This is a genomic window from Acidobacteriota bacterium (genome assembly GCA_018268895.1).
GTDB lineage: Bacteria > Acidobacteriota > Terriglobia > Terriglobales > Acidobacteriaceae > Edaphobacter.
Window position 1 is genome coordinate 600,208 of the sequence record JAFDVP010000001.1, and the last position, 21,981, is coordinate 622,188.

The window sequence follows — 21,981 nt, forward strand, 5'->3', positions numbered from 1 at the left end:
TTTGAGCGGGATTCTGGAGCGGAGCTTGCTCATCCGTGTGTGACCTTCCCAAGGATGACGGGCCGCGCGGCTCCGGTGGCGCTTGGAATGTTGCCCGGCAGATTGTTCCATGTCAGCCACGCCATCAACGCGAACGCGATGCTCTCTTTCGCCTGCACGGGAACGCCTAGCTCTTCCATGAGGCGAGTTCTAACGCCGAGCGGCTCGAGTCCAGACCGGAGTAGATTCATCAGCGTTGCATTCTTCGCTCCGCCGCCGGCGATGACATACTCTGTGCCGCCAGCCTTCGGCGCCTTTTGATTCAGGTGCGGCCAGACGAAGCGGCGGAAGGCATCGAGGATCGACTCGGCCGTCAGTGCGGTTGCCGTCGCTATAACGTCGGCGTCTTTCGCGACATGCTTGCGGCACAGGGTGATGAAGCGCTCCACGAATGCGCCGCCGAACTCTTCGCGGCCGCAGCTCTTCGGCGGCGGAGCAGAGAAGTAACGCGACCGCATGAGCTGTTCAACTAGTGGCCGATGCACGGTGCCATGACGAGCGGTTGCTCCGTTGCGGTCAAAAGATCTACCGAAGAGCTTCGCCATGCAGCCGTCGATTACGACGTTTGCCGGGCCGGAATCGAAGGCCATCACCTCTTCGCTTGAAGCACCTGCGGGGATGGCTGTCATGTTCGCGATGCCACCGAGATTCTGCAGCACACGGTTTTGTTTCGGTGAACGGAACATGATGTAGTCGAGCACCGGCACCAGGGGAGCGCCCTGCCCGCCAGCTGCGAGGTCCGCGGGACGGAAGTCGCTGACGACTGGCGCATGAAGCCGTTCTGCGATGACCGATGCTTCGCCCATCTGCCATGTGCATCGCACTGGTTTGCCGAGGTAGTTTGTGGGTGAACCCTGGTGGTAGATCGTCTGGCCGTGGCACCCGACGAGGTCCACCTTTGCGCCGAACCGTTTTGCGGTTGCTTTTATCGCATCGGCATACAGCTCACCGAGCCGCCAGTGTAGACGCGATAGCTCGGCTGCGGAGATGGCCTTCGCGTCCATGGCGGTGAGCACGGCTGTGCGCAGTGGCTTCGGATACGGGAAGCCCGACGAACCGATCAACTTGATGCGCGGCCCTTTACCTGTGCCGGGCAAGATACGGCAGAGAGCTACGTCCACGCCGTCGGCCGAGGTTCCGCTCATCACACCGGCTACGATCATGCTCCTGGGCTTGGTCATCCCTTCAACTCCCGTTGTAGTTCGGCCAGCAGGTTCAGCGCCTCGCGTGGTGTCAGGCCGTCGAGGTCGATTTCGGCGATGCGATCGACGATGCGCTGCGAGAGGGGTGTGAACATTGTCATCTGGAGCGGCGCGGCTCGTTCGGGAGAAGCCTCCTTCACCTGCTGGTTTTCTGCGCGTTCGTGCAGCTTCAGCACCTCGCGCGCCCGTGCGATCACGCCAGCCGGGAGCCCCGCCAGACGGGCCACATCGATGCCGTAACTTCTGTTCGCGGGGCCGGCCTCGACGGAGTGCAGGAAGATGATTCCGTTCGCGGTCTCCTTGACGGTCACGCGAAGGTTTTTCAGGCGGCCCAGCTTTTCGGCAAGTAAGGTGAGCTCGTGGTAGTGCGTTGCGAAGAGCGTGCGCGCGCCGATGCGTTCGTGGAGGTGTTCGACGGTCGCCCATGCCAGCGAAAGACCGTCATAGGTTGCTGTGCCGCGGCCCATCTCGTCGAGCAGCACCAGCGAGCGGCTGGTCGCAGTGTTGAGGATCGCGGCGGTTTCAGTCATCTCGACCATGAACGTCGAGCGTCCGCGCGCAACGTTGTCGCTTGCGCCGATGCGTGTGTAGATGCGGTCTACCAACCCAAGGCGCATCTGCGCGGCGGGAACGAAGCAGCCGCACTGAGCCATGACGGCCAACAGAGCGGTCTGGCGAAGGTAGGTGCTCTTGCCGCCCATGTTCGGGCCGGTGATCAGCAGGATGGAGGGGCCGGCGTCAGCATCGAGGTGGACGGAGTTCGGGACGAAGCGGCCTGTTCCGGACTCTTCGAGACGCCGCTCTACGACAGGGTGCCGCGCGTCGATGAACTCAAGCACGCCGCTCCTCTCGACCCTGGGCCGCGTCCAGCCGTGCATGGATGCGAGGTGCGCAAAGCAACTCAGGAGGTCGATCTCGGCGATTCGCCGCGCCGCCTCGCGCATGCGACCGGCGGCGTCGAGCAGGCGACGGCGAAGTTCAGCGAAGAGCCGCCGCTCGATCTCGCCGGAGCGTTCCTGCGCGGTGAGAATTTTTGTCTCGTACTCTTTCAGCTCCGGTGTCGTGAAGCGCTCGGCGTTGACCAGCGTCTGCTTGCGCTCGTAGTCGGGTGGAACTGCCTTGGTATTCGCCTTCGTGACCTCGATGTAGTAGCCGAAGACGTTGTTGAAGCGCACCTTCAGCGATGTGATCCCGGTGCGCTCTCGCTCGCGCTCTTCGATTACGGCGAGCGCCTGGCGTCCGCTGCGACTCAACTCGCGCAGCTCGTCGAGTTCCGCGTCAACTCCGGATCGAATCACTCCGCCGTCCGAGAGAGTGACAGGGGGCTCGTCCGCAATCGTCTGCGCGATCATCTCGTGCAGGTCGCCGAGCGTGTCGAAGCCATCCGCAAGTGCTCCCCATCTTGCCGCCTGAAATGCCAGCGTCGCTTTCAGCAGAGCAGGCAAACAGGCGAGCGTCGCAGCGACGGCCATGACCTCGCGGGGACCGGCGGAGTCCAATGCCACGCGTCCGAGCAGACGCTCGAGGTCGAGCACGCCGTCCATGGCGCGGCGCAGACCATCGCGTCGTCGCAGGTCCGATGTTGCTTCGGCGACAGCGTCGAGCCGGGCTTCGATCTCGGTGAGATCGGCCGATGGCCTGAGAAGGGTTGCGCGCAACAAGCGCTTGCCCATGGGCGTGCCACAGGCGTCGAGCGTGTAGAAAAGTGTGGTCTGCGCGGTTTCGCCGGAGAAGAGCGGTTCGACCAGCTCCAGGTTGCGCACGCTGACGGCATCGAGTTCGAGGCAGGAGGATCGCTCGTAGAAGCGCAGCGCGTCGACATGCTCGAGGCCGCCTTGCTTGGTCGCCTGCATATAGTGCAGCAGTCCGCCTGCGGCGATGGCCGCAGCTTCGTGACCTCCCAGCCCAAGCCCGTCGAGCGAATGCACCTTGAAGTGGTTCCGCAACAGAGGCAGCGCGTGGTTGGAGGTAAAGATCCAGTCGTCGAGAGGAGTCTTAGTGCGAATGCCGTCAAGCCAGGAGCTCTCTTCCTCTTCGTCGGCGTTCCCGTCTTTCCCGGAGAGATGAAGGGAGCGATTGGGCGCGGCAAACAGTGCTCCTGCGGAGGCGAAGAGCAGCTCCACCGGGCGCATACGTCCAAGCTCGTCGGCCAACTGCGCCTTTGCGGCGAGGCCGGAGAACTCGGTTGTGCGGAAATCGCCCGTTGAGAGATCCAGCAGCGCCAGTCCGTATGCCGTGGCGGCTCCCGACCCTGTTACGGAGGCGCTCGCGAGGTAGTTGCTCTGCTCGGCGGCAAGCGAAGGGTCGATGGCCGTGCCGGGCGTCAGGACGCGCGTCACCTCGCGGCGCACGACGGCCTTCGCGAGCTTGGGGTCTTCCATCTGCTCACAGATGGCCACGCGAAAGCCTTTGCGCAGAAGGCGTTGCAGGTAGGTCTCGGCGGCGTGGTACGGAACGCCGCACATGGGCACGCTGCGCGCCTTGTCGCGGGCGGTCAACGTCAGTTGCAGCTCGCGGGAGGCGACGATTGCGTCCTCGAAAAAGAGCTCGTAGAAGTCGCCCATGCGAAAGAAGAGCAGGGAGTCGGGATAGGCGTCTTTTGCCGCCCGATACTGCCGCATGGCCGGTGAGAGCGCGGCGGTGTCGGGGCTCAGGCTGGTGGTAATCTCTTGTGCCATTGCAGAACCGCAGAATACCGTACCCGAGGCCCCGAGGTCGCCGGGAACCGATATACTGAAGATTCGGCACCTTTGTGCCGGTGAACGCATCCTTCATGTCGCTCCTCTGGCTTAGAGTCGCAGTTCTGCTTTACGGCGTCGCCGCCCTCGCGGTGCTGCCGGCCGCGCTCTACGACAGGCCGCGCTGGCGGCATGTGGCTGTGCCTGCGACCGTTGCGGCGCTGCTGTTTCACTTCGTCTCGCTGGCCGAGATGCTCAATGCGGCGCATCATCGCCTTCCGGTCGATACGCATGAGACGCAGGCTCTGCTCGGCCTGCTGCTCGCAGCCGCGTTTCTTATCGTCTACTGGCGTTATCGCACGGTCTCTCTGGGCATCTTCGTGCTTCCGATCTGCTTTCTTCTCGGCCTGATTCCGGCGTTCAAGCCTGGGCAGGAGAGTATGCCGTTTCCGCAGTTTCACACGGGCTGGATCTTCCTGCACATCACGCTCCTGCTGGCTGCCTATGCGGCGCTGCTGCTGTCGCTGCTGGCGTCGGTCCTCTACCTGATCCAGGAGCGCAATCTCAAATCCAAGCACAGCACGGTAAAGGCCGCGTGGCTTCCGCCGCTTGAGACAACCGACCAGATCGCACTGAAATCGTTACTCTTTGGGTTGCCGTGTATGACGGCGGGGCTGCTGATCGGTTCGCTGATCGCGCAGCAGACCATCGGTCCCAGCTACTTTCTCGACACCAAGGTGCTGCTCTCGTTTGCGATGTGGCTGGCCTATGTGGGGATGATCTACATACGGCGTCACTCAGGCCTGCGGGGACGCCGCGCCATCTATCTTTCGGCGTTTGTCTTTCTCGTGGTTCTGGCGGTGTGGTCGGCCAACCAGTTTTCAGTGGTCCACAGGTTTACGACGCCATGAGCCAGAACCTCAATCTTGTGCTCCTCGGCATCAATCACAATACCGCGCCAATCGAAGTTCGCGAGCGCCTTGCGATCCCTGCCGGCCGCCTGGCGGAAGCGACGCGCACTCTGGCGCATCAACCGGGGATACTTGAAGGCCTGATCCTTTCGACCTGCAATCGAGTGGAGCTGCTGACGCTGCAGGAGGACGGCCCGACGACCCATGCCGACCTGCTTCGCTTTCTGCACGAGTACTTTGCCGTTGCTCCCGCGTCCCTTGCGCCACATCTGTACGAGTACCGCGAGCGCGAGGCTGTGCGCCACCTCTTCCGCGTTGCCAGTTCGCTCGATTCGATGGTCGTGGGCGAGCCGCAGATCCTCGGCCAGGTGAAGGAGTCGTACACGGTTGCGCGCGAGGTTGGGGCCATCTCCAGTTCGCTCGATTCACTCATCCAGCGAGCGTTCACCGTGGCGAAGAAGGTGCGCTCGGAGACCCAGATCGGTTCCAGTTCCGTATCGATTGCGTCGGTCGCCGTCGATCTCGCACGAAAGATATTCGGTTCACTCGACGGCAAGACGGTGCTGCTGGTGGGAGCTGGCAAGATGTCGGAGCTGGCGGCCCGCCACCTGATGCAGCAGGGGGCGTCGAAGATCCTGGTGGCCAACCGTACTCTCGAGCGCGCAGAGAAGATCGCGGCGCTGTTTCATGGCCAGGCGATCCCCTTTGAGGCCTTGTACGATCAGGCGGCGCGAGCGGACATCGTCATCACATCGACGGGAGCGCCCCAGAATATCTTCACCCGCTCTCATGGGCAGCATTTTCTGCATAGCCGGCGCAATCGGCCCATGTTCTTCATCGACATTGCCGTTCCGCGCGATGTCGATCCCGCCATGAACGAGGTAGAGGGTTGCTTCGTCTACGACATCGATGATCTGCAGCAGGTTGCCGCGGCGAACCTCGCCGATCGCAGCCGCGAGGCGGCGGCGGCCGAGACGATCGTGACGCGCGAGGTGGAGAAGTACCAGCAGCGGATGCAGTCACTCGATGCGGCCCCAGCCATACGCAACCTGCAGGATCATGCCGAAGGGCTTCGCCAGGCTGAATTGCGCCGCAGTGCCGGCAAGCTGGCCGGGCTTACGGAGGAGCAGCAGGCGGCAGTCGACGCACTGACGCGCTCGCTAATCAACAAATTTCTCCACGCTCCGATGACGGCGCTGCGCGAGGCCGCGCGCGATGGCGACGCGCGGACGCTCCAGGAGTTGGAGACGCTTTATACGAGCCAGCCGCGCAACAAGTCCGGTCAATCGAACAGAGAGTGACGAAGTGCGCGCATCTCCACATCGGTCTGGATTAAACTGAGGACGTCATGACACAACCCATCCGCATCGGTTCGCGCGGCTCGCAGCTGGCGCTCTGGCAGGCCAATCACGTGCTTGATGCTTTGCGTGCCGCCGGGCACGCCGCCGAGATTGAGGTGATCCGCACTACTGGCGACCGCCTGCAGCAGCCGGGCTTCGTGATGCCGCCGAACGTGGACGGCAAAGGCATCTTTATTAAGGAGATTGAGGAGGCGCTCGCCGACGGCCGCATCGACCTGGCGGTGCACTCGCTCAAGGACCTGCCCACACGGATCGAGCCGAGGTTTACTCTTGCCGCCATTCCCAAGCGAGCCGATGCGCGCGATGTGTGGGTCTGCGAGCCTTATTGGGCGCTCCACACGCTGCCGTTGCATGGCAGGGTCGGCACAACGAGCCCTCGGCGCAAGGCGCAGCTTCTCGCTTTGCGGCCGGACATTGAGTTCGTCGAGATCCGCGGCAATATCGATACGCGCCTGAAGAAGCTTGCCGCCGGAGCATGTGACGCGCTTGTGCTTGCGGCTGCCGGCTTGGATCGTCTGGGTCGTGCGGAGTGGGCTCACCAGCGCTTTTCGCCGGACGAGATTTGCCCGGCGCCTGGCCAGGGGGCGCTCGCCATCGAGACCCGCAGCGCCACGCACCCGATCGACGCTGCTCGTGATCGCTCGATTCGCCAGGCCGTCGCGCCGCTCGACCATCTCGAGACTCGCTTCTGCGTGGAGGCAGAGCGTATCGTACTGGATGCGCTCGGAGGAGGATGTTCGCTGCCGGTGGGAGCCCACTGTGTGCCGGAGTACGAGAGGTGGCGTATGTTTGCGCAGGTTGTTGCGCCCGACGGCGACACGATGATTCAGCTTGATACTGAGTTTCCGCTATCGACTGACGCCGAGACGCTGGGCCGTGCGGTTGCCGAAGAACTCAAATCCCGGGGAGCGCTCGAGTTGCTCTCCCCAACAGCCATCTAAAACCTGAACGCCTGGGCGGTTTGTCAAATCCTCCAGACGTTTACATTGTCATGCGTCAAATAGCTATAAACTGCTTAATCGGAAGTCGTGAGGTGGAATGAACGAAGGTCGCTGGGTCCTATTGATTGCGAGTGAAGTGGGTGGAACGGATTCGGTCTCGGATCGTGCCATGGAGCGCCTGGTGGAAGCCATCCGCGAAGAAGGCTATGACGTCGTCCGGACGTCCACTCCCGAGGATGGTCTGTCGCTTGTCACCTCCGACCCCTCGTACTCCGCGATTCTGTTGGACTGGGACCTCGAAGGGGAGAGTCAGTTCGACGAGCGCGCCGCGCTGAAGATTCTTCGCGCCGTCCGTCACCGCAACAAGAAGATTCCGATCTTTCTTATCGCCGACCGCACGCTCGTCTCTGAGCTTCCGCTCGAAGTCGTCAAGCAGGTGCATGAATACATCCACCTCTTCGGAGACACGCCTGCCTTCATCGCCAATCGTGTGGACTTTGCCGTGGAGCGCTATCACGAACAGCTTCTTCCGCCGTACTTTCGCGAATTGAAGAAGTACACCGACCAGGGAGCATACTCGTGGGATGCGCCGGGCCACATGGGCGGCGTTGCTTATCTGAAGCATCCGGTTGGAATGGAGTTCCAGCGGTTCTTCGGGGAGAACCTGCTACGATCGGACCTTGGCATCTCGACCGCACAGCTAGGGTCGTGGCTCGATCATCTGGGGCCTCCAGGGGAGTCCGAGCGAAACGCCGCGCGCATCTTCGGCGCCGACTGGACGTTCTATGTCCTCGGCGGTTCGTCGACCTCGAACCAGATTATCGGCCACGGTGTGATCGCGCAGGACGACATCGTTCTCGCGGACGCGAATTGTCACAAGTCCATCTGTCACTCGCTTACCGTCACTGGTGCGCGGCCGGTTTACATGAAGCCGACGCGCAACGGCTACGGCATGATCGGTCTCGTGCCCCTCAAGCGCTTCAGCCCGGAGTTTATCCGTGGACTAATCGACAAGAGTCCTCTGACTACGGGCGTTCCGAATCAGAATCCTACGTATGCCGTTGTGACCAACTCCACGTATGACGGACTCTGTTATGACGTCAATCGCGTGGTTGAAGAGCTGTCGAAGTCGGTTCCGCGTGTTCATTTCGACGAGGCGTGGTACGCCTACGCCAAGTTCCACAAGATCTATCGCGGCCGCTTCGCCATGGATGTTCCGGACGATATGCCGGAGCGTCCGACGATCTTCTCCGTGCAGTCGACGCACAAGATGCTGGCGGCGTTCTCCATGGGATCGATGGTACATATCAAGCTCAGCCCGCGCGCACCCCTGGAGTTCGACCAGTTCAATGAATCGTTCATGATGCACGGGACGACGTCGCCGTTCTATCCGCTGATCGCTTCGCTCGACGTCGCCGCTGCGATGATGGACGAGCCTGCCGGCCCGACACTGATGTACGAGACGATCCAGGATGCCATCAGCTTCCGCAAGGCGATGTCTTCGGTGGCCCACCGTCTTCGCCTGGCCGAGAATGGGGAAGGCTGGTTCTTCCGCCTCTTTCAGCCCGACCAGGTCAGCGATCCCTCGACCGGAGAGAAGTATGTCTTCGAAGAGACGCCGGACGAGATTCTCGGCTCGGAGCCCGCCTGCTGGACGCTCAAACCGGGCGAAGACTGGCACGGCTTCCAGGACGAGGACATCGCCGACGGCTATGCAATGCTCGACCCCACCAAGGTCACGATTCTTATGCCCGGAGTCAATGCACAGGGCAACGTCAGCGACTGGGGAATACCGGCGGCCATCCTGACGGAGTTCCTCGACTCCCGCCGCGTGGAGATTGCGCGCACAGGCGACTATACCGTGCTCGTTCTCTTCTCCGTTGGAACTTCAAAGGGGAAGTGGGGTTCATTGCTCGAGAACCTGTTCGAGTTCAAGCGGCTCTATGACAGTGAGGCCCCGCTGGAAGAGGCGTTGCCTGAGCTGGTGGCGAAGTATCCCGCACGTTACCGGAACGCTACGCTTAAGGAACTCTCCGACGAGATGCACGCGGCGATGATCGAGCTGAACCTGCCCACGCTTGTGGGCGATGCGTGCGATGAAGACTTCGACCCTGTGTTGACGCCAGCTCAGACCTACCAGAAGCTGCTTCGCAGCGAGACGGAGAAGATTCGCTTCACCCAGATGCCCGGACGTATCGGCGCCGTGATGCTCGTGCCTTATCCCCCCGGCATACCCATGTGCATGCCGGGCGAACGGCTTGGTGGGCCGGAGAGTCCAGTCATCCGTCTCATTCTTGCGACGGAGGCATTCGGCAAGCGTTTCCCGGGCTTCGAGCGCGAGGTGCACGGCATCGAGGTCGACGGAGAAGGGAACTACTGGATGCGAGCGGTGGTAGAGACACCCGGCCAACACGTTACAGGCAATGGCAAATCGCATCCTCCCAGTGCAGCTCCTCCCGTGAAGAAGACGCGAAGGAGCCAGCCGCGTCGCACACAGGAGTAGCCGAACATACAATGTCGGAGATGCTCTCTCTTGCCGGCAAGCGCATTCTGATTACTCGAACGAGGCAACAGGCGTCGGGCCTTGCTGCGCAACTTGAGGCCATTGGAGCGCACCCTATTGTGATTCCCACGATTGAGATCGCTCCGCCACAGAGCTACGCTGTGCTCGACGATGCCATCCAGCGGCTCGACACCTTCGATTGGCTTCTTTTTACCAGTGCCAACGCCGTCGAAGTATTTGCGCGGCGAAGTGAGCTGGCCGATTTGACGCTGGCCTCGCCACGTAAGCCGATAGTGGCAGTAATCGGCCCTGCAACAGCCAGAGCGGTGGAGAAGATTGGCCTGGCCGTTGCAATAATTCCCCCGCGTTTTGTCGCGGAATCCCTGGCGGAAGCACTCAGCCAGCAAGTTGCTGGGTGCCGCGTTCTTCTTGTCCGTGCAGAGGAGGCCCGCGACATTCTTCCTGAAGCCCTCACACATGCTGGAGCGACAGTGACCATCGCACCGGCCTATCGCAACCTGATTCCGGATAGCTCGATCGGCGAACTTCAGGTATTGTTTGCGGATTCCTCGGTCTATCCGGACGCAATCACCTTTACCAGCGCATCAACCGCACGGAACCTCGCGGCACTCCTTCAGCACGCGAGCGTTTCTCTGCCTGCGAATATCGTGCTCGCTTCCATTGGCCCCATTACCTCTGAAGCCATGCGCGAAGCAGGTTACATGCCTGCGGTTGAAGCGAACGAGTCAACGATCCCAGCCCTGATTCAAGCGCTGAGCGATCACTTTGACCGAAAGACGTAAAGGATCGATTCCAGCTCACGAAGCTGAACTCCAGGTCTTATCCTTCGAATGGCACAGTTTCTCCAACGTGCAATCGATACAGCGGGGCTTTCGCGCCACGCACACCTGCCGGCCATGATGAATCAACTCGTGTGAGAAATTGATCCACTTGTTTTGCGGGATGATCTTCATAAGATCGCGCTCAATCTTTTCCGGGGTTGTCTGTTTCGTCAATTCGAGCCTGCGCGATATCCGCATGACGTGCGTGTCGACGACAACACCTGCAGCGATCCCGTACCACGATCCCAGGACGACATTCGCAGTCTTGCGGGCAACACCGGGGAGCTGAAGGATCTCTTCCATCGTCTGCGGAATCTTTCCTCCGAACTCTTCGGTTACGATGCGCGAGGCACCCTGGATTGACTTCGCTTTATTGCGAAAGAACCCTGTCGTGCGGATCAACTCCTCGATCTCAGGCAGAGATGCCGCGGCCATTGCCTTCGGTGTAGGAAAAGCCTTGAACAGCGCAGGGGTCACCAGGTTCACGCGCACATCGGTGCATTGCGCGGAGAGGATCGTCGCAACGGTAAGCTCCCAGGCATTGCGGTGATTCAGGGCGCAGACGACCCCCGGGTACGTCTGCGCGAGTATGTCCAGGATGGCGGCGATACGCGCAGGAGCAAGCGGGTTTGTCTTCTTGTTTACGGACTTTTTGCCGGCGGCTTTCAGTGCCATATCGTGGTCGATCTCTTCGGTTACCCCAGACGGTTCAACATCTCTTCCGCAGGAACACGAACGCAACTGAAGATCGGGGTGTCCTGTAGTGTGTACATGCTGATCTCCGTCTCGCGAAGTTGCTGGACGAGATCGAGGAAGTCCTCGGGAAAGTTCGTCTCAAATGCGACAACAAACTCCTGATCGTCGATGCCGAACGAATACGTCGTGTTGAGTTTCACGCGGGGATAGCTCAGCCCCACACGGATATGCTCATCCATCAGGCGCTTGCGCTCATCGAGCGGGAGAAGATACCACGGCCGCGTCTTCCAGAACGGATAGATGAAGATGTACTTCTGCCCGCCGGGGCGAATCGCGCCGCGTCCCTCGCCTTCGCTCTCGTCGGGCCGGTCGATCTGATACTGCGAGCGCTTCGTCATAGCGAGGAAGTTATGTGGCGTCGTCAGATATCCGCCGAGTGGCGATGAGAGCAATTCACTGCGCATGCGGTTCAGTTCTTCGACCGCATAACCAATGGACCAGACGCACATATCCACGTCGCCGCGTGTTCCAACGGTCGAATACGTCAACGACAAAAACTCGCCCGGTTTGTTCCACTTCGCCAGCACCTCGGCAAAGGCTGCCTTATGCGCTGTACGTTCCGCTGCGGGCAGGCGGCGCCACTCCGGCATGATCTTGTAGAAGCTGAAGCAGACGATCTGGCGTTTCACGGGCGGCTTGGAGGGATCGTGCGGCTGCGCTCCATAGCTTGAGGCTGGCCTGCCGGATGCTGCGGCGGGAGCCGCAACAGCAGCGGTTGGTGCACTGGTTCCTGTAGCCGGGGCGGTCGTTGACTCTGACATCTTCGTATTCTCCTGACAACTTTAATGCTAGCGCATCGGGCCATTTGCCGCTCGACCGCTATACTCAAACTGCATGTCCGAAAAGATCATCGCAGCCGTTGCCAGCTTCATCATCGCCGTCATCTCCGCCGGAGGATACGTCGGCGTCGCTCTCTTGATGGGCATCGAGTCCGCCTGCATCCCGTTGCCGTCGGAGATCATCATGCCCTTCGCAGGCTATCTGGTGCATACCGGACAGCTAAAGCTCTTCTGGGTTGCGACCGCCGGGGCCATCGGATGCAACCTCGGCTCGATCCCGGCGTACTGGCTGGGTGCCTGGGGAGGCCGTCCCGCCGTCGAACGCTTCGGTAAATATGTGTTGCTTAGCCGCCACGACCTGGAGCGCGTCGAGCACTTCTTTCATCGCTTCGGCGGAATCACCGTTCTTCTAGGCCGCCTTCTCCCTGTTGTCCGCACCTTCATCGCTCTGCCTGCGGGCATTGCGAAGATGTCGCAGACGCGCTTCCACGTCTACACGTTTGTGGGTTCGTGGCCGTGGTGCTACGCGCTTGCTTACGTTGGCATGAAGCTCGGCGATCGCTGGGAGACGGATCCGCGATTCAAGGAAGTCTTCCATCGCTTCCACCTCGGCGTGGAAGCCGCTCTCCTTGTTGCGATCGTCTTCTTCGTCTACACGCACTGGAAGAATCGCATTCGCGCCGAAGAGGCATAGTCACTCACGATTTTCGCGTAACCGCTAACCCCCCTTTACCGTTTACGCCTGTAAAAACGGGTGTTTTGTTTGCATCGCTCTTCGATGCTGCTCCATACTGGCGCTTCCGGACACACGGAAAATCGCAGCACAGAAGGGTATCGCGAAGAAATGTCCAACACGCCTGCCGCGCCCAATGAAGCGGCATCCAGCATCAAGCCAGCTCAAGGAAAACTAGGTGTCATGATCCCCGGGATGGGAGCCGTTGCTACGACTCTGATCGCCGGTGTGGAGGCCGTGCGTCGCGGCTTCGCCAAACCTATCGGTTCCACCTCGCAGATGGGAACAATCCGTCTCGGCAAGCGCACAGAGGGACGTTCGCCGCTCATCAAGGACTTCGTCCCGCTTGCCTCGCTCGACGATCTCGTCTTCACCGGGTGGGACATCTTCGGCGGCAACCTCTACGACGCGGCAAAGACCGCGCAGGTGCTCGACAACGATCAGCTCCAGCAGATGCGTCCCTTCCTCGAGTCCATCGAGCCTCTTCCGGCCGCATTCAATCAGCACTACGTCAAGCGTCTGGAAGGCAAGAAGACCAAGACCGGCAAGAACAAGTGCGATCTCGCCAACCAGATCCGCAACGACATTGCCGAGTTCAAGACGAAGACCGATCGCCAGGTGATGATCTGGTGCGGCTCCACCGAGATTTATATGGAGCAGGCGCCCGTGCATCAGACACTGGCTGCCTTTGAGAAGGGCCTCGTCGAAGACGATCCTTCGATTACGCCCTCGATGCTCTATGCGTGGGCCGCGCTGAAGGAGGGCATCCCCTTCGCGAACGGCGCGCCAAATCTCACCGTCGACATCCCCGCGCTACAGGAGCTGTCGAAGAAGATGAACGCTCCCATCTGCGGAAAGGACTTCAAGACCGGGCAGACCTTCATCAAGACCGTACTTGCGCCGGCGTTCAAGGTTCGCAACATCGGCGTCTCCGGCTGGTACTCCACCAACATTCTCGGCAACCGCGACGGCGAGGTTCTCGACGACCCGGACTCCTTCAAGACCAAGGAGGTCTCGAAGCTCGGGGTGCTCGAACACATCTTCCAGCCCGAGCTGCATCCCGAGCTTTACAAGGACCTCTACCACAAGGTCCGCATCAACTACTACCCGCCGCGCGGCGACAACAAGGAGGGTTGGGACAACATCGACATCTTCGGGTGGCTTGGCTATCCGATGCAGCTCAAGGTCGACTTCCTCTGCCGCGACTCCATCCTGGCTGCGCCGCTCGCGCTCGACCTCGTCCTCTTTATGGACCTCGCCGCGCGGACGCCTTCGCTACGTGGTCTGGGCATCCAGGAGTGGCTCAGCTTTTACTTCAAGGACCCGGATTCCGCGCCCGGCGTCTATCCTGAGCATGATCTCTTCATTCAGAACATGAAGCTCAAGAACACGCTTCGTCACATCATGGGCGAAGACCTCATTACGCACCTCGGACTTGATTACTACGGCGAGTAGGGTATTGGGATCGATCAAAGAAACGGCCTGCGACGATTCGCAGGCCGTTTCCTTTCGTTGATGCAATCCGTATTGATTACTGCCCTGTCAGAGCTTCGGCCTGTTTCGACATTTTCGCCGTGCGTTCCAGCTTGTCCCAGTTGAAGGGTTTGCCGTCGATGGCGCGCTTCAATGTTTTGAAGAGCACGATCGAAAAGACCTGGCGATAGCTGAAGCGTTGAATCCAGATGTGGACCAGCAGCCATGCGTCACCGCGGCTGGCGGGATGTTTCCTCTCAAGCGCAAAGGCGAGAGCGGACGTGAGGAAGTCTATGACCAGGAAGGCCGCGAAGAAGATCAGTAATTTGTGGAAGCTGTCCACGGAAGCTGATTCTGGATGAAAATGTTTGTCGATGAAGTAGTGCAGGACGCCGGCGACAAACATCAGATCGATCAAGGGCGAGACGAGTGGAAGCAGTATCTGGAATATGAGGATATTGGGCAGCGCGAACAAGCCCATGGCGCGATGCTTTCTGACTGCTCCTCGATGCTTGAAGATGGCCTGCAGAATTCCAAAAGACCAACGGAAGCGCTGCCGCATCAAGCCGTTCATGTCGACGGGAGCTTCGGTGAAGGCGAGCGCCTGATCTTCATAGATCACCGAGTAGCCCTGCTCGAGGATATTCATGGTGAGATCGGCATCCTCGGCGACCGTATCGGGGTGGTAGCCATCGCCTGCGCGAACGGCGGAGGTGCGCCATGCGCCGATTGCTCCGGGTACAACCATGACAACGTCGAACAAGTCCAGCGCCCGGCGCTCGAAGTTCTGGCTGGTGATGTACTCCAGCGCCTGCCAGCGCGTCCACAGGTTGACGCGGTTGCCAACCTTTGCGTTACCGGCAACAGCGCCGATTTTGGGGTTGGCAAAGTGAGGCACCAGCCGCGTAATAGCGTCGTGCGCGATCACGCCGTCGGCATCGATGCCGATGTAGATCTCTTCGTTGGTATGGTTCAGGGCAAAGTTGAGGGCCTCGGCTTTGCCGGCATTTGGCTTTGTCAGTACGGTAAGTCGGCCTGAAGCAATATCGGCCGGGTATGCTTCGCGAACGACCTCGAGTGTGCGGTCCTTTGAGCCATCGTCGATGACGATGATGCGGATGTTCTTATAGTTCGACATCATCACGGAACGCACGGTGCGGACAATGACCTTTTCTTCGTTGTAAGCGGGAATCAGCACGGCGATACGCGGAGCGTACTCGGGTGTTGCAAAGTTTTTCCGTGTGCGCAGCCGGTCGATCAGGGCGAAGACGCCGATGATGATGAGTCGAGCGCTCATCAGGATATCGCCAACAAAGAAGACGCCGACGACGAAGTTGTTGAAGAAGCCGAAGAGGAAGAAAGCGACAGAGTCGGCACGAGCCTGCCAGCGTTGATGTGGGGTGAGGGCCGGCATCACTTCGGCGCGAGTCTTGCCTACCAGCTCTGAGATAGGAACAATCTCATAGCCTTGTTCGCGCAAAGACTGGATCAGTACGGGAAGGGCCGCTACCGTAGCGGAACGGTCGCCCCCGCCGTCATGAAGAAGAATAATTGAGCCCCGCATCCAGGGCTTCTTCTCCATTGCCGAGATCTGTTCGAAGACGCTATCGGTGATCTCTTTCGGTGTCTTGCGAGGATTTTCGTCCCAGTCGTTTGTATCGATCTTGTTGCCGACGATGACGTAGCCGAGGCTTTGAATTCGGTCGACAGGGGCGGCCTGGTCGTTAGTGTCAGGCTCCTGGTCGATCGAGTAGGGCGGACGGAAGTAGAGCGGTTGAACTCCGAGTTTCGAAGCGAACAGCCGCTCCGTTAGATTGAGTTGGAGATCGGCCTGAGCATTGGAGATTTCGCTGATATCAGGATGCGTAAAGCTGTGATTGCCGATCTCATGGCCCTCGCGGTAGACGCGCTGCATGGTGCCAACGTATTTTTCAGCCTCTTCCCCGATCATGAAGAAGGCACCTTTGACGTTGTATTTCTTTAGAACATCGAGAATGCGTGGCGTCCAGACAGGGTCTGGGCCATCGTCGAAGCTCAAAGCGACCTTCTTCGGGTGATAGCCATACTGCGTCACGGTGTAAGAAAGCGGGTAGGAGTGCATCGACTCCTGCAGAATCATGCGGTAGTGCTGTGGAACGGAGTCGTCGTCATCCATGGTGACGTCGCGGTCCCCGCTCTGGGGCTTACGTGTTACGCGAAGAATATCGCCTTCACCTTCTGTATCGACGTCGTAGCCCGGCTCCACATGGGCAAGGTCTTTATTGGGGTCGGCTCGGAGCGGGCTATCCCAAACCTTCCAAAGCGAGTTGTCTTCCTGGCCGAGTCTCCATAGGGCATACGTTTGAATGCCAAGCTCGCGGGCTGCACGCATCTGATTGAGCACAGTCACTGCGTCAAGGAACCAGACGTAATGGCGGACATGAGCGTCCTCGTCGTCATAGGCAAAGTGCGCGTTGAGCGTGTCGTCGTCGAGATCGATCTGCGAATCGGAGTCGTAAGCCTCCTGCCAGGCTTCCTGCGTGGAAAGATTGACGGAAGAGAGAACCCTTGCCGACTGACGTTTCTGCCCCTTCTTCGCCGGTACTGGAAGGGTGGTCGTCCAGTCGTATCCATAACTGCCGATGGCGCAGATTAGTTTTTCTTTGGGGACAGTCTTCAGCGCCGCCTTCAGGTTGTCGATAAACCAGTCCTGCGAGGCGATAGGCCCTGGGCCGCTATCGGTCTCGTGTTCGTCGTAGTTCATCAGCAGCAGGCCGTCGGAGTGGTCGGCGAGGAACTTCAGATCAAAGTCATCGTCGCGGACGGGGACATTGATGTACAAGCGCAGATTGCGAGGATGAAAGTCGTTGTAGATCTCTTGGACTAAAGCTCGAAAGCCAGGCTGCGCGTTGGTTGGTATGGCTTCAAAATCCAGCGAAAGCCCGCGGTAGCTGGGGTTCGCCGCTAGAAAGGCGTCTGTCTGACGAAGGAAGTTGGCCCGAGCAGCATCGTTGAGTAGAAAGTCACCGATCTCGGGCATGAAGAGGCCTTTGGTCGGGTCGTAGTTGTTGACCAGTGGCAGTAGGTCGAGGTTGACGTGGTTGGCGGCGATCGTTGCCGCGACCTTGCCGTCGCGATCAACAGGCTGGATGTGGCTGCCATTGACGACGCTGTAAGGCCGGTTGTCGATCGTATAGGACGTCAGATTGCCGTTGGGGGTGACAACGTGCAGCCACTCCGGAAAGAGGATGTCGATCTGGCTGATGTGCTGGCGCAACGAAGAGTAGCTGGCCGGATCGTCTTCGACGTAATAGGCCGCGCGCAAGCCTTCGCCGGAGTTTAAGGGAACGTCGGAGGGCTTGGTGTCCGTCTTGCGATGGGCTGAACGACGAAGCTTCTGGCTCTTCTGCGTCTGCTGGTTAGCCAGGGTACGATAGTTGCGTTTCTGCGATTCCAGCAAAAGCTCTGGCAGCGGCCGCGTACGAATCAGCCCAACCAGGAAAATAGTGCCCAATAACAGTCCGCAAAGCGCAAGCATGTCAAAGACGATCCGGAGACGTTTCCAACGCTTTCTCTGAGGATCGAAGAAGATCTGTTTGCTCATTGGGGGTACGTTCCAGCCGAGCGAACGTCTACAGCCATCCTATGCACCCTCGGCGGTGGCGTCAACGAATCAACTTGTGAACCTGTAAGGCGGTTATGATGCTGCTACATGATCAACTTGCAGGCCAGGTCGCGTGTACAAATTTGGCTGGCCCTGGGCCTGGGTTTGGTCCTGCGGCTGGCATTTATCGGCAATGCAGCGCGCATTGCGGGCGACACACTTCTGTATGGCGATATCGCCAAAAACTGGATGCAATATGGAGTCTATGGATTTGCCCACTCCGGTCCGAACCCAGTCCCGACGCTCATCCGGCTGCCGGGTTATCCGATGTTCCTGGCGCTCTGCTTCAAAGTCTTTGGTCCTGACCGCTACACCCAGGTCATGCTGGTGCAGTGCGTCATTGACCTTGTCACCTGTGTGTTGCTTGCAGATCTTGCACGAAGATTGTTCGGCGGTCGTGCAGGACTTTCGGTGTTGTGGTTGAGTGTGCTTTGCCCCTTTACTGCCAACTATGTTGCTGCGCCTCTTACCGAGACGCTGAGCCTTGCCTGCATTGCATTGGCTTTTAACGGGCTATACCGTTGGAGCAAAGCAGATTCGCGCTGGAACCGCTGGCTTTGGATAACCTCAGCGGCCATGGCCTATGCAGTCTTACTGCGCCCAGAGCAGGGGTTGCTGGCCGCAGCCATCATTCCGGCGATGCTCTGGATTGCCATCCGTGGGCGGCGGCTTGAAGTACTACATTCCGTTCCCGTTCTTGTAGCGGCGCTGTGTGTCATTCTGCCTTTGGCTCCGTGGACGGTGCGCAACTGGCGGACCTTTCACGTCCTTGAGCCTCTAGCACCACGTTACGCGACCGATCCCGGCGAACCTGTCCCGCGTGGCTTTCAACGCTGGTTCAAAACCTGGGCAATCGATTTTGCATCGACCGAGAACGTCTACTGGAACTGGGACTCCGACGAGGTGGATATCGCCAAGGTGCCCGAGCGTGCCTTCGATACGGAGAGCCAGTACGTGCGTACAGCCGCTCTGCTGGCCACTTACAACAAGGACAACAATGCTACCGATGCTCTCGATCGAGGATTTGGGGCACTGGCCGAAGAGCGTATCGCAGACAATCCGGTCCGGTATTACGTGGCCCTGCCGGTTGCACGCCTTCTCAATATGATGCTGCGGCCGCGTACCGAGATGATGGAGGTTGGACTTGAGTGGTGGCAATGGGACAAGCATCCCGGCAAAACAGCGCTGGCCGGGGCCTATGCGGCACTGAATCTTGGATATATCGTTCTGGGGGGAGTCGGTCTGTGGCTCTGGAGGAGGGCTCGTTGGGGTGGCGAGGGCGCCTTGGCCTGGGCAATGGTTGCATTTGTTCTGTTCAGATGTGCACTGCTGCTCACGCTCGACAACTCGGAGCCACGCTACACGCTCGAGTTTTTTCCGCTGCTCGAACTGTGGGCTGGCGCTATCTTCAGTCAGAGGGTGCAGGCCAAAGAGTTGAATTATCCGGAGGAGGCGCAATGAATGTCGATCTATCTGGCAAAGTGGTTTTTGTAGCAGGAGGGACGGGCGGACTTGGCCGTTCTGTGAGCCTCGCATTCTTGGCAGAAGCAGCAAAGGTCGTCGTGACCTATCGCCGGCCCGAAGAGTTTGACGAGCTCAAGCTGGCTGCTGGAGTCGAGTCCGGCAGACTGGAAGGAACCCAGGTCGATATTACCGATGAACAGGCTGTTGCTACGCTTGCTTCAGAAATTTTAAAGAGACATGGCCGTATCGATGTGGTCGTCAATACGGTTGGCGGATATGCAGGTGGATTGAAGTTGTGGGAGACCGATTCGATGGTCTTTGACAAGATGCTGGATCTGAATCTTCGGTCTGGCTTTGCATTGGCGCGGGCCACTATGCCTGCGATGCTGGGGCACGGGAATGGGGTATTTATCAACGTTGGCGCAAAGGCGGCATTTGACCACGCTGCGGGTGCCGCAGCCTATGCGGCTTCAAAGGCGGCAGCCGTGGCAATGATGGATTGCCTGGCAGCAGATGCGCAGGGGACTGGGGTTCGCGTCAATTCCATTTTGCCTAGCATTATCGATACCGCGGCGAACCGAAGGGCCATGCCCGGCGCTCCCTTTGATAAATGGCCCAAGCCAGTGGAGATCGCACGCGTCATTCTCTTCCTGGCCAGTGATGCCGCTCGTGTGATTCACGGAGCATCGGTCCCAGTCTATGGAAATTACTGACGCTTCTTCGTGACGAGAACGCAGCCTGAAATTTGAGGCATCCAGCTGTTTCAGTGGACTTAAATCTTTGATTTTGGTGTAACTTCAAGCAACTGCGCGGACAGCGGGAACGTCGTATGCCTTGGTGTATAAAGTTCGGGTTCCGGCAGCCGGTCTCAGAAGCCGGAGTTGAGATCAGGCCCTTGGAGAATTGACATTCGTAAGTTCAAGGAGAGCAAGATGAAGAAAATGGCTGTTTTGTCGATGTGTCTGCTGCTGGCCGCTCCACTGGTAGCGCAGCAGAAGGAAAATGATCGTATCAAGGAGTCCGGACTGGTGCTGAAGGACATCATCGAGATGCCGGACAAAGGCATTCCGCACGATCTGCTGGATAAATCGGCCTGCGTGATTGTCTTCCCGTCTGTGAAAAAGGCGGCCTTTGTCGTCGGCGGAAGCTACGGTCGCGGTGTCATTACGTGCAGGACCGGCAAAAACTACAATGGTCCCTGGAGCGCGCCTGCTATGTTTGCTCTTGAAGGCGCCAGCTTTGGCTTCCAGATCGGCGGCCAGGCCACTGACTTCGTTCTTCTCGTGATGAATGACAAGGGAGCCCGCTCGGTCATGTCCAGCAAGGTCAAGCTCGGCGCCGATGCTTCGGCTGCCGCCGGCCCGGTAGGACGCAATGCCAGCGCAGAGACGGATATCGTGATGAAGGCGGAGATTCTCTCCTGGTCGCGTGCCCAGGGCCTCTTTGCCGGGATCTCACTCTCAGGCTCAACCCTGCGTTCGGACGATGGCGCCAATAAGGCCCTTTATGGCAAAGACCTGACGGCCCAGCAGATTGTATTTGGCGGTGCAGTCAAGGCCCCAGCCTCTGCTCGTGGTCTGCTGGCTGAATTGACCAAGATCACGCCTCATCACGCGCAGTAATAAAGTTATTGCAGTCCAATTAAGATCATTAGGGCTTCAACGATGGAGGGGAACCTCTCTTAAACGTTGAAGCCCTTTCTTCAGCAGGAAAGGGCTTCTGGAACAGTTTGTGGAGAGGCGATCAGGCTCGTTTCCGGGCTGCGATACATTTCGTCATGATTGCCGAATGCAATCTTTCACGAAGTTCATCGGAGACTTCATAGATTTCGTTGCCACGATACACTTCGATCGTTTGACGGGTTGTATTCAGGACAATCTTGCAATGATCGCACTCGCCCAGATGTGTACGAACCTCGGCCAGGAGCTCAGGGCTTATCTGGCCGTCGAAGTAGTCCGTTAGCTGACTGAGAAAATCTGTGCAGTTCATGCGGGTTGCCCCTCCTTACGTTGCCCGAAGTACCTGCTGAGCCGCTCGCGCAATTGTAAGCGAGCGCGCAACAGGCGCGATTTGACCGCAGGCACGCTCAAGCCGAGTGCCTCCGCAGTCTCTTCCGTGGAGAGGTTTTCAATATCACGAAGCGTAAAGACGGTCCGGAAGCCGGGAGGGAGCCCCTGGATGGTCTTCCGCAGAATGTTCCCAAGCTCGTTCTGGTCGTAGATCTGTTCGGGGTTGGGCCGCCATTCCGCGAAGTCCCGTGGAATGGATCCCTCTTCCGTCTGGACGTCCTCGTCCATGGAGACGGTTTTGCTTGTCTTGCGCTTGCGCAGCCGCATAAGGCTCTCGTTGACGGCAATGCGGACGAGCCAGGTCGAGAATTTGGAGTTTCCCTGAAACTGCTCCAGCTTCTCGTAGGCCTTGAGGAATGTGTCCTGCGTGATGTCTTCGGCGTCTTCACGGTTTTGCGTAATATGCTGTGCTACCCGGAAGATCTGGCGCTCGTACTGACGAACCAACTGCTCGAAAGCAGCTGTATCGCCCTCCTTGGCGCGCGCTACAAGCGCTACGTCTGGATGGACCTCTTCCGTTCCTGGAGATTGGATGGCTGGCATGAGCAAAAAGGTGCGCAAATCTGGGCGCTGAGTCTGGTCCGCTC

General features: G+C 59.2%; 17 protein-coding genes. 10 read left to right on the top strand and 7 right to left on the bottom strand.

Annotated elements, in window-relative coordinates; translation table 11 throughout:
- Positions 1 to 29: 29 nt before the first annotated feature.
- Both JSS95_02620 and mutS read right to left on the bottom strand, forming a co-directional pair.
- Entirely contained in the window at positions 30 to 1,220 is a 1,191-nt protein-coding gene (locus JSS95_02620) for an anhydro-N-acetylmuramic acid kinase (GenBank protein MBS1798699.1), read from the bottom strand.
- Positions 1,217 to 3,919: a DNA mismatch repair protein MutS gene (gene mutS, locus JSS95_02625; GenBank protein MBS1798700.1), complete on the bottom strand. Its 2,703-nt coding sequence runs from the start codon at positions 3,917 to 3,919 to the stop codon at positions 1,217 to 1,219. The genes JSS95_02620 and mutS overlap by 4 nt, the downstream gene beginning before the upstream one ends.
- A 95-nt stretch (positions 3,920 to 4,014) precedes the next feature.
- Here mutS and ccsA point away from each other — a divergent pair, with 95 nt between their 5' ends.
- The 5 genes from ccsA to JSS95_02650 all read left to right on the top strand — a co-directional run bounded on the left by ccsA (position 4,015) and on the right by JSS95_02650 (position 10,438).
- The gene (gene ccsA / locus JSS95_02630; protein ID MBS1798701.1) at positions 4,015 to 4,830 is read left to right on the top strand and encodes a cytochrome c biogenesis protein CcsA; all 816 of its coding nucleotides are present in this window, start codon (positions 4,015 to 4,017) and stop codon (positions 4,828 to 4,830) included.
- The gene (locus tag JSS95_02635; GenBank protein ID MBS1798702.1) at positions 4,827 to 6,131 is read left to right on the top strand and encodes a glutamyl-tRNA reductase; all 1,305 of its coding nucleotides are present in this window, start codon (positions 4,827 to 4,829) and stop codon (positions 6,129 to 6,131) included. The genes ccsA and JSS95_02635 overlap by 4 nt, the downstream gene beginning before the upstream one ends.
- A 47-nt stretch (positions 6,132 to 6,178) precedes the next feature.
- Positions 6,179 to 7,132, top strand: a complete 954-nt coding sequence (gene hemC / locus JSS95_02640) for a hydroxymethylbilane synthase (GenBank protein ID MBS1798703.1) — start codon at positions 6,179 to 6,181, stop codon at positions 7,130 to 7,132.
- Between the two features lie 97 nt (positions 7,133 to 7,229).
- Positions 7,230 to 9,635 (top strand): arginine decarboxylase, encoded by a 2,406-nt coding sequence (locus JSS95_02645; protein MBS1798704.1) that lies wholly within the window; start codon positions 7,230 to 7,232, stop codon positions 9,633 to 9,635.
- An 11-nt stretch (positions 9,636 to 9,646) separates the two neighbouring features.
- Positions 9,647 to 10,438, top strand: a complete 792-nt coding sequence (locus tag JSS95_02650; GenBank protein ID MBS1798705.1) for a uroporphyrinogen-III synthase — start codon at positions 9,647 to 9,649, stop codon at positions 10,436 to 10,438.
- 15 nt (positions 10,439 to 10,453) lie between these two features.
- Here JSS95_02650 and nth read toward each other — a convergent pair whose 3' ends face one another.
- Positions 10,454 to 11,152, bottom strand: a complete 699-nt coding sequence (gene nth, locus JSS95_02655) for an endonuclease III (GenBank protein MBS1798706.1) — start codon at positions 11,150 to 11,152, stop codon at positions 10,454 to 10,456.
- Between the two features lie 20 nt (positions 11,153 to 11,172).
- Positions 11,173 to 11,994 carry a chlorite dismutase family protein gene (locus JSS95_02660; GenBank protein ID MBS1798707.1) on the bottom strand — a complete coding sequence of 274 codons (822 nt, stop codon included), beginning with the start codon at positions 11,992 to 11,994 and terminating at the stop codon, positions 11,173 to 11,175.
- A gap of 73 nt (positions 11,995 to 12,067) precedes the next feature.
- On the opposite strand from JSS95_02660, the gene JSS95_02665 reads away from it, so the two are divergent.
- Positions 12,068 to 12,706, top strand: a complete 639-nt coding sequence (locus JSS95_02665) for a DedA family protein (GenBank protein MBS1798708.1) — start codon at positions 12,068 to 12,070, stop codon at positions 12,704 to 12,706.
- A gap of 150 nt (positions 12,707 to 12,856) precedes the next feature.
- Positions 12,857 to 14,200 (top strand): inositol-3-phosphate synthase, encoded by a 1,344-nt coding sequence (locus JSS95_02670; GenBank protein ID MBS1798709.1) that lies wholly within the window; start codon positions 12,857 to 12,859, stop codon positions 14,198 to 14,200.
- A gap of 76 nt (positions 14,201 to 14,276) precedes the next feature.
- On the opposite strand, the gene JSS95_02675 is transcribed toward JSS95_02670, so the two are convergent.
- On the bottom strand, positions 14,277 to 17,801 hold the full coding sequence (locus JSS95_02675; GenBank protein MBS1798710.1) for a glycosyltransferase: 3,525 nt from the start codon (positions 17,799 to 17,801) through the stop codon (positions 14,277 to 14,279).
- A 108-nt stretch (positions 17,802 to 17,909) separates the two neighbouring features.
- Here JSS95_02675 and JSS95_02680 point away from each other — a divergent pair, with 108 nt between their 5' ends.
- From JSS95_02680 to JSS95_02690, 3 genes are all read left to right on the top strand, one after another.
- Positions 17,910 to 19,322, top strand: coding sequence for a glycosyltransferase family 39 protein (locus JSS95_02680; GenBank protein MBS1798711.1), 1,413 nt, complete (start codon positions 17,910 to 17,912; stop codon positions 19,320 to 19,322).
- On the top strand, positions 19,319 to 20,038 hold the full coding sequence (locus JSS95_02685; protein ID MBS1798712.1) for an SDR family NAD(P)-dependent oxidoreductase: 720 nt from the start codon (positions 19,319 to 19,321) through the stop codon (positions 20,036 to 20,038). Before JSS95_02680 ends, JSS95_02685 begins: the two co-directional genes overlap by 4 nt.
- 219 nt (positions 20,039 to 20,257) lie before the next feature.
- Positions 20,258 to 20,947, top strand: coding sequence for a lipid-binding SYLF domain-containing protein (locus JSS95_02690; GenBank protein ID MBS1798713.1), 690 nt, complete (start codon positions 20,258 to 20,260; stop codon positions 20,945 to 20,947).
- A gap of 121 nt (positions 20,948 to 21,068) precedes the next feature.
- On the opposite strand, the gene JSS95_02695 is transcribed toward JSS95_02690, so the two are convergent.
- Together JSS95_02695 and JSS95_02700 are read right to left on the bottom strand one after the other, a co-directional pair.
- Positions 21,069 to 21,314: a zf-HC2 domain-containing protein gene (locus JSS95_02695; GenBank protein MBS1798714.1), complete on the bottom strand. Its 246-nt coding sequence runs from the start codon at positions 21,312 to 21,314 to the stop codon at positions 21,069 to 21,071.
- On the bottom strand, positions 21,311 to 21,937 hold the full coding sequence (locus JSS95_02700; GenBank protein ID MBS1798715.1) for a sigma-70 family RNA polymerase sigma factor: 627 nt from the start codon (positions 21,935 to 21,937) through the stop codon (positions 21,311 to 21,313). Before JSS95_02700 ends, JSS95_02695 begins: the two co-directional genes overlap by 4 nt.
- Positions 21,938 to 21,981 lie beyond the last annotated feature (44 nt).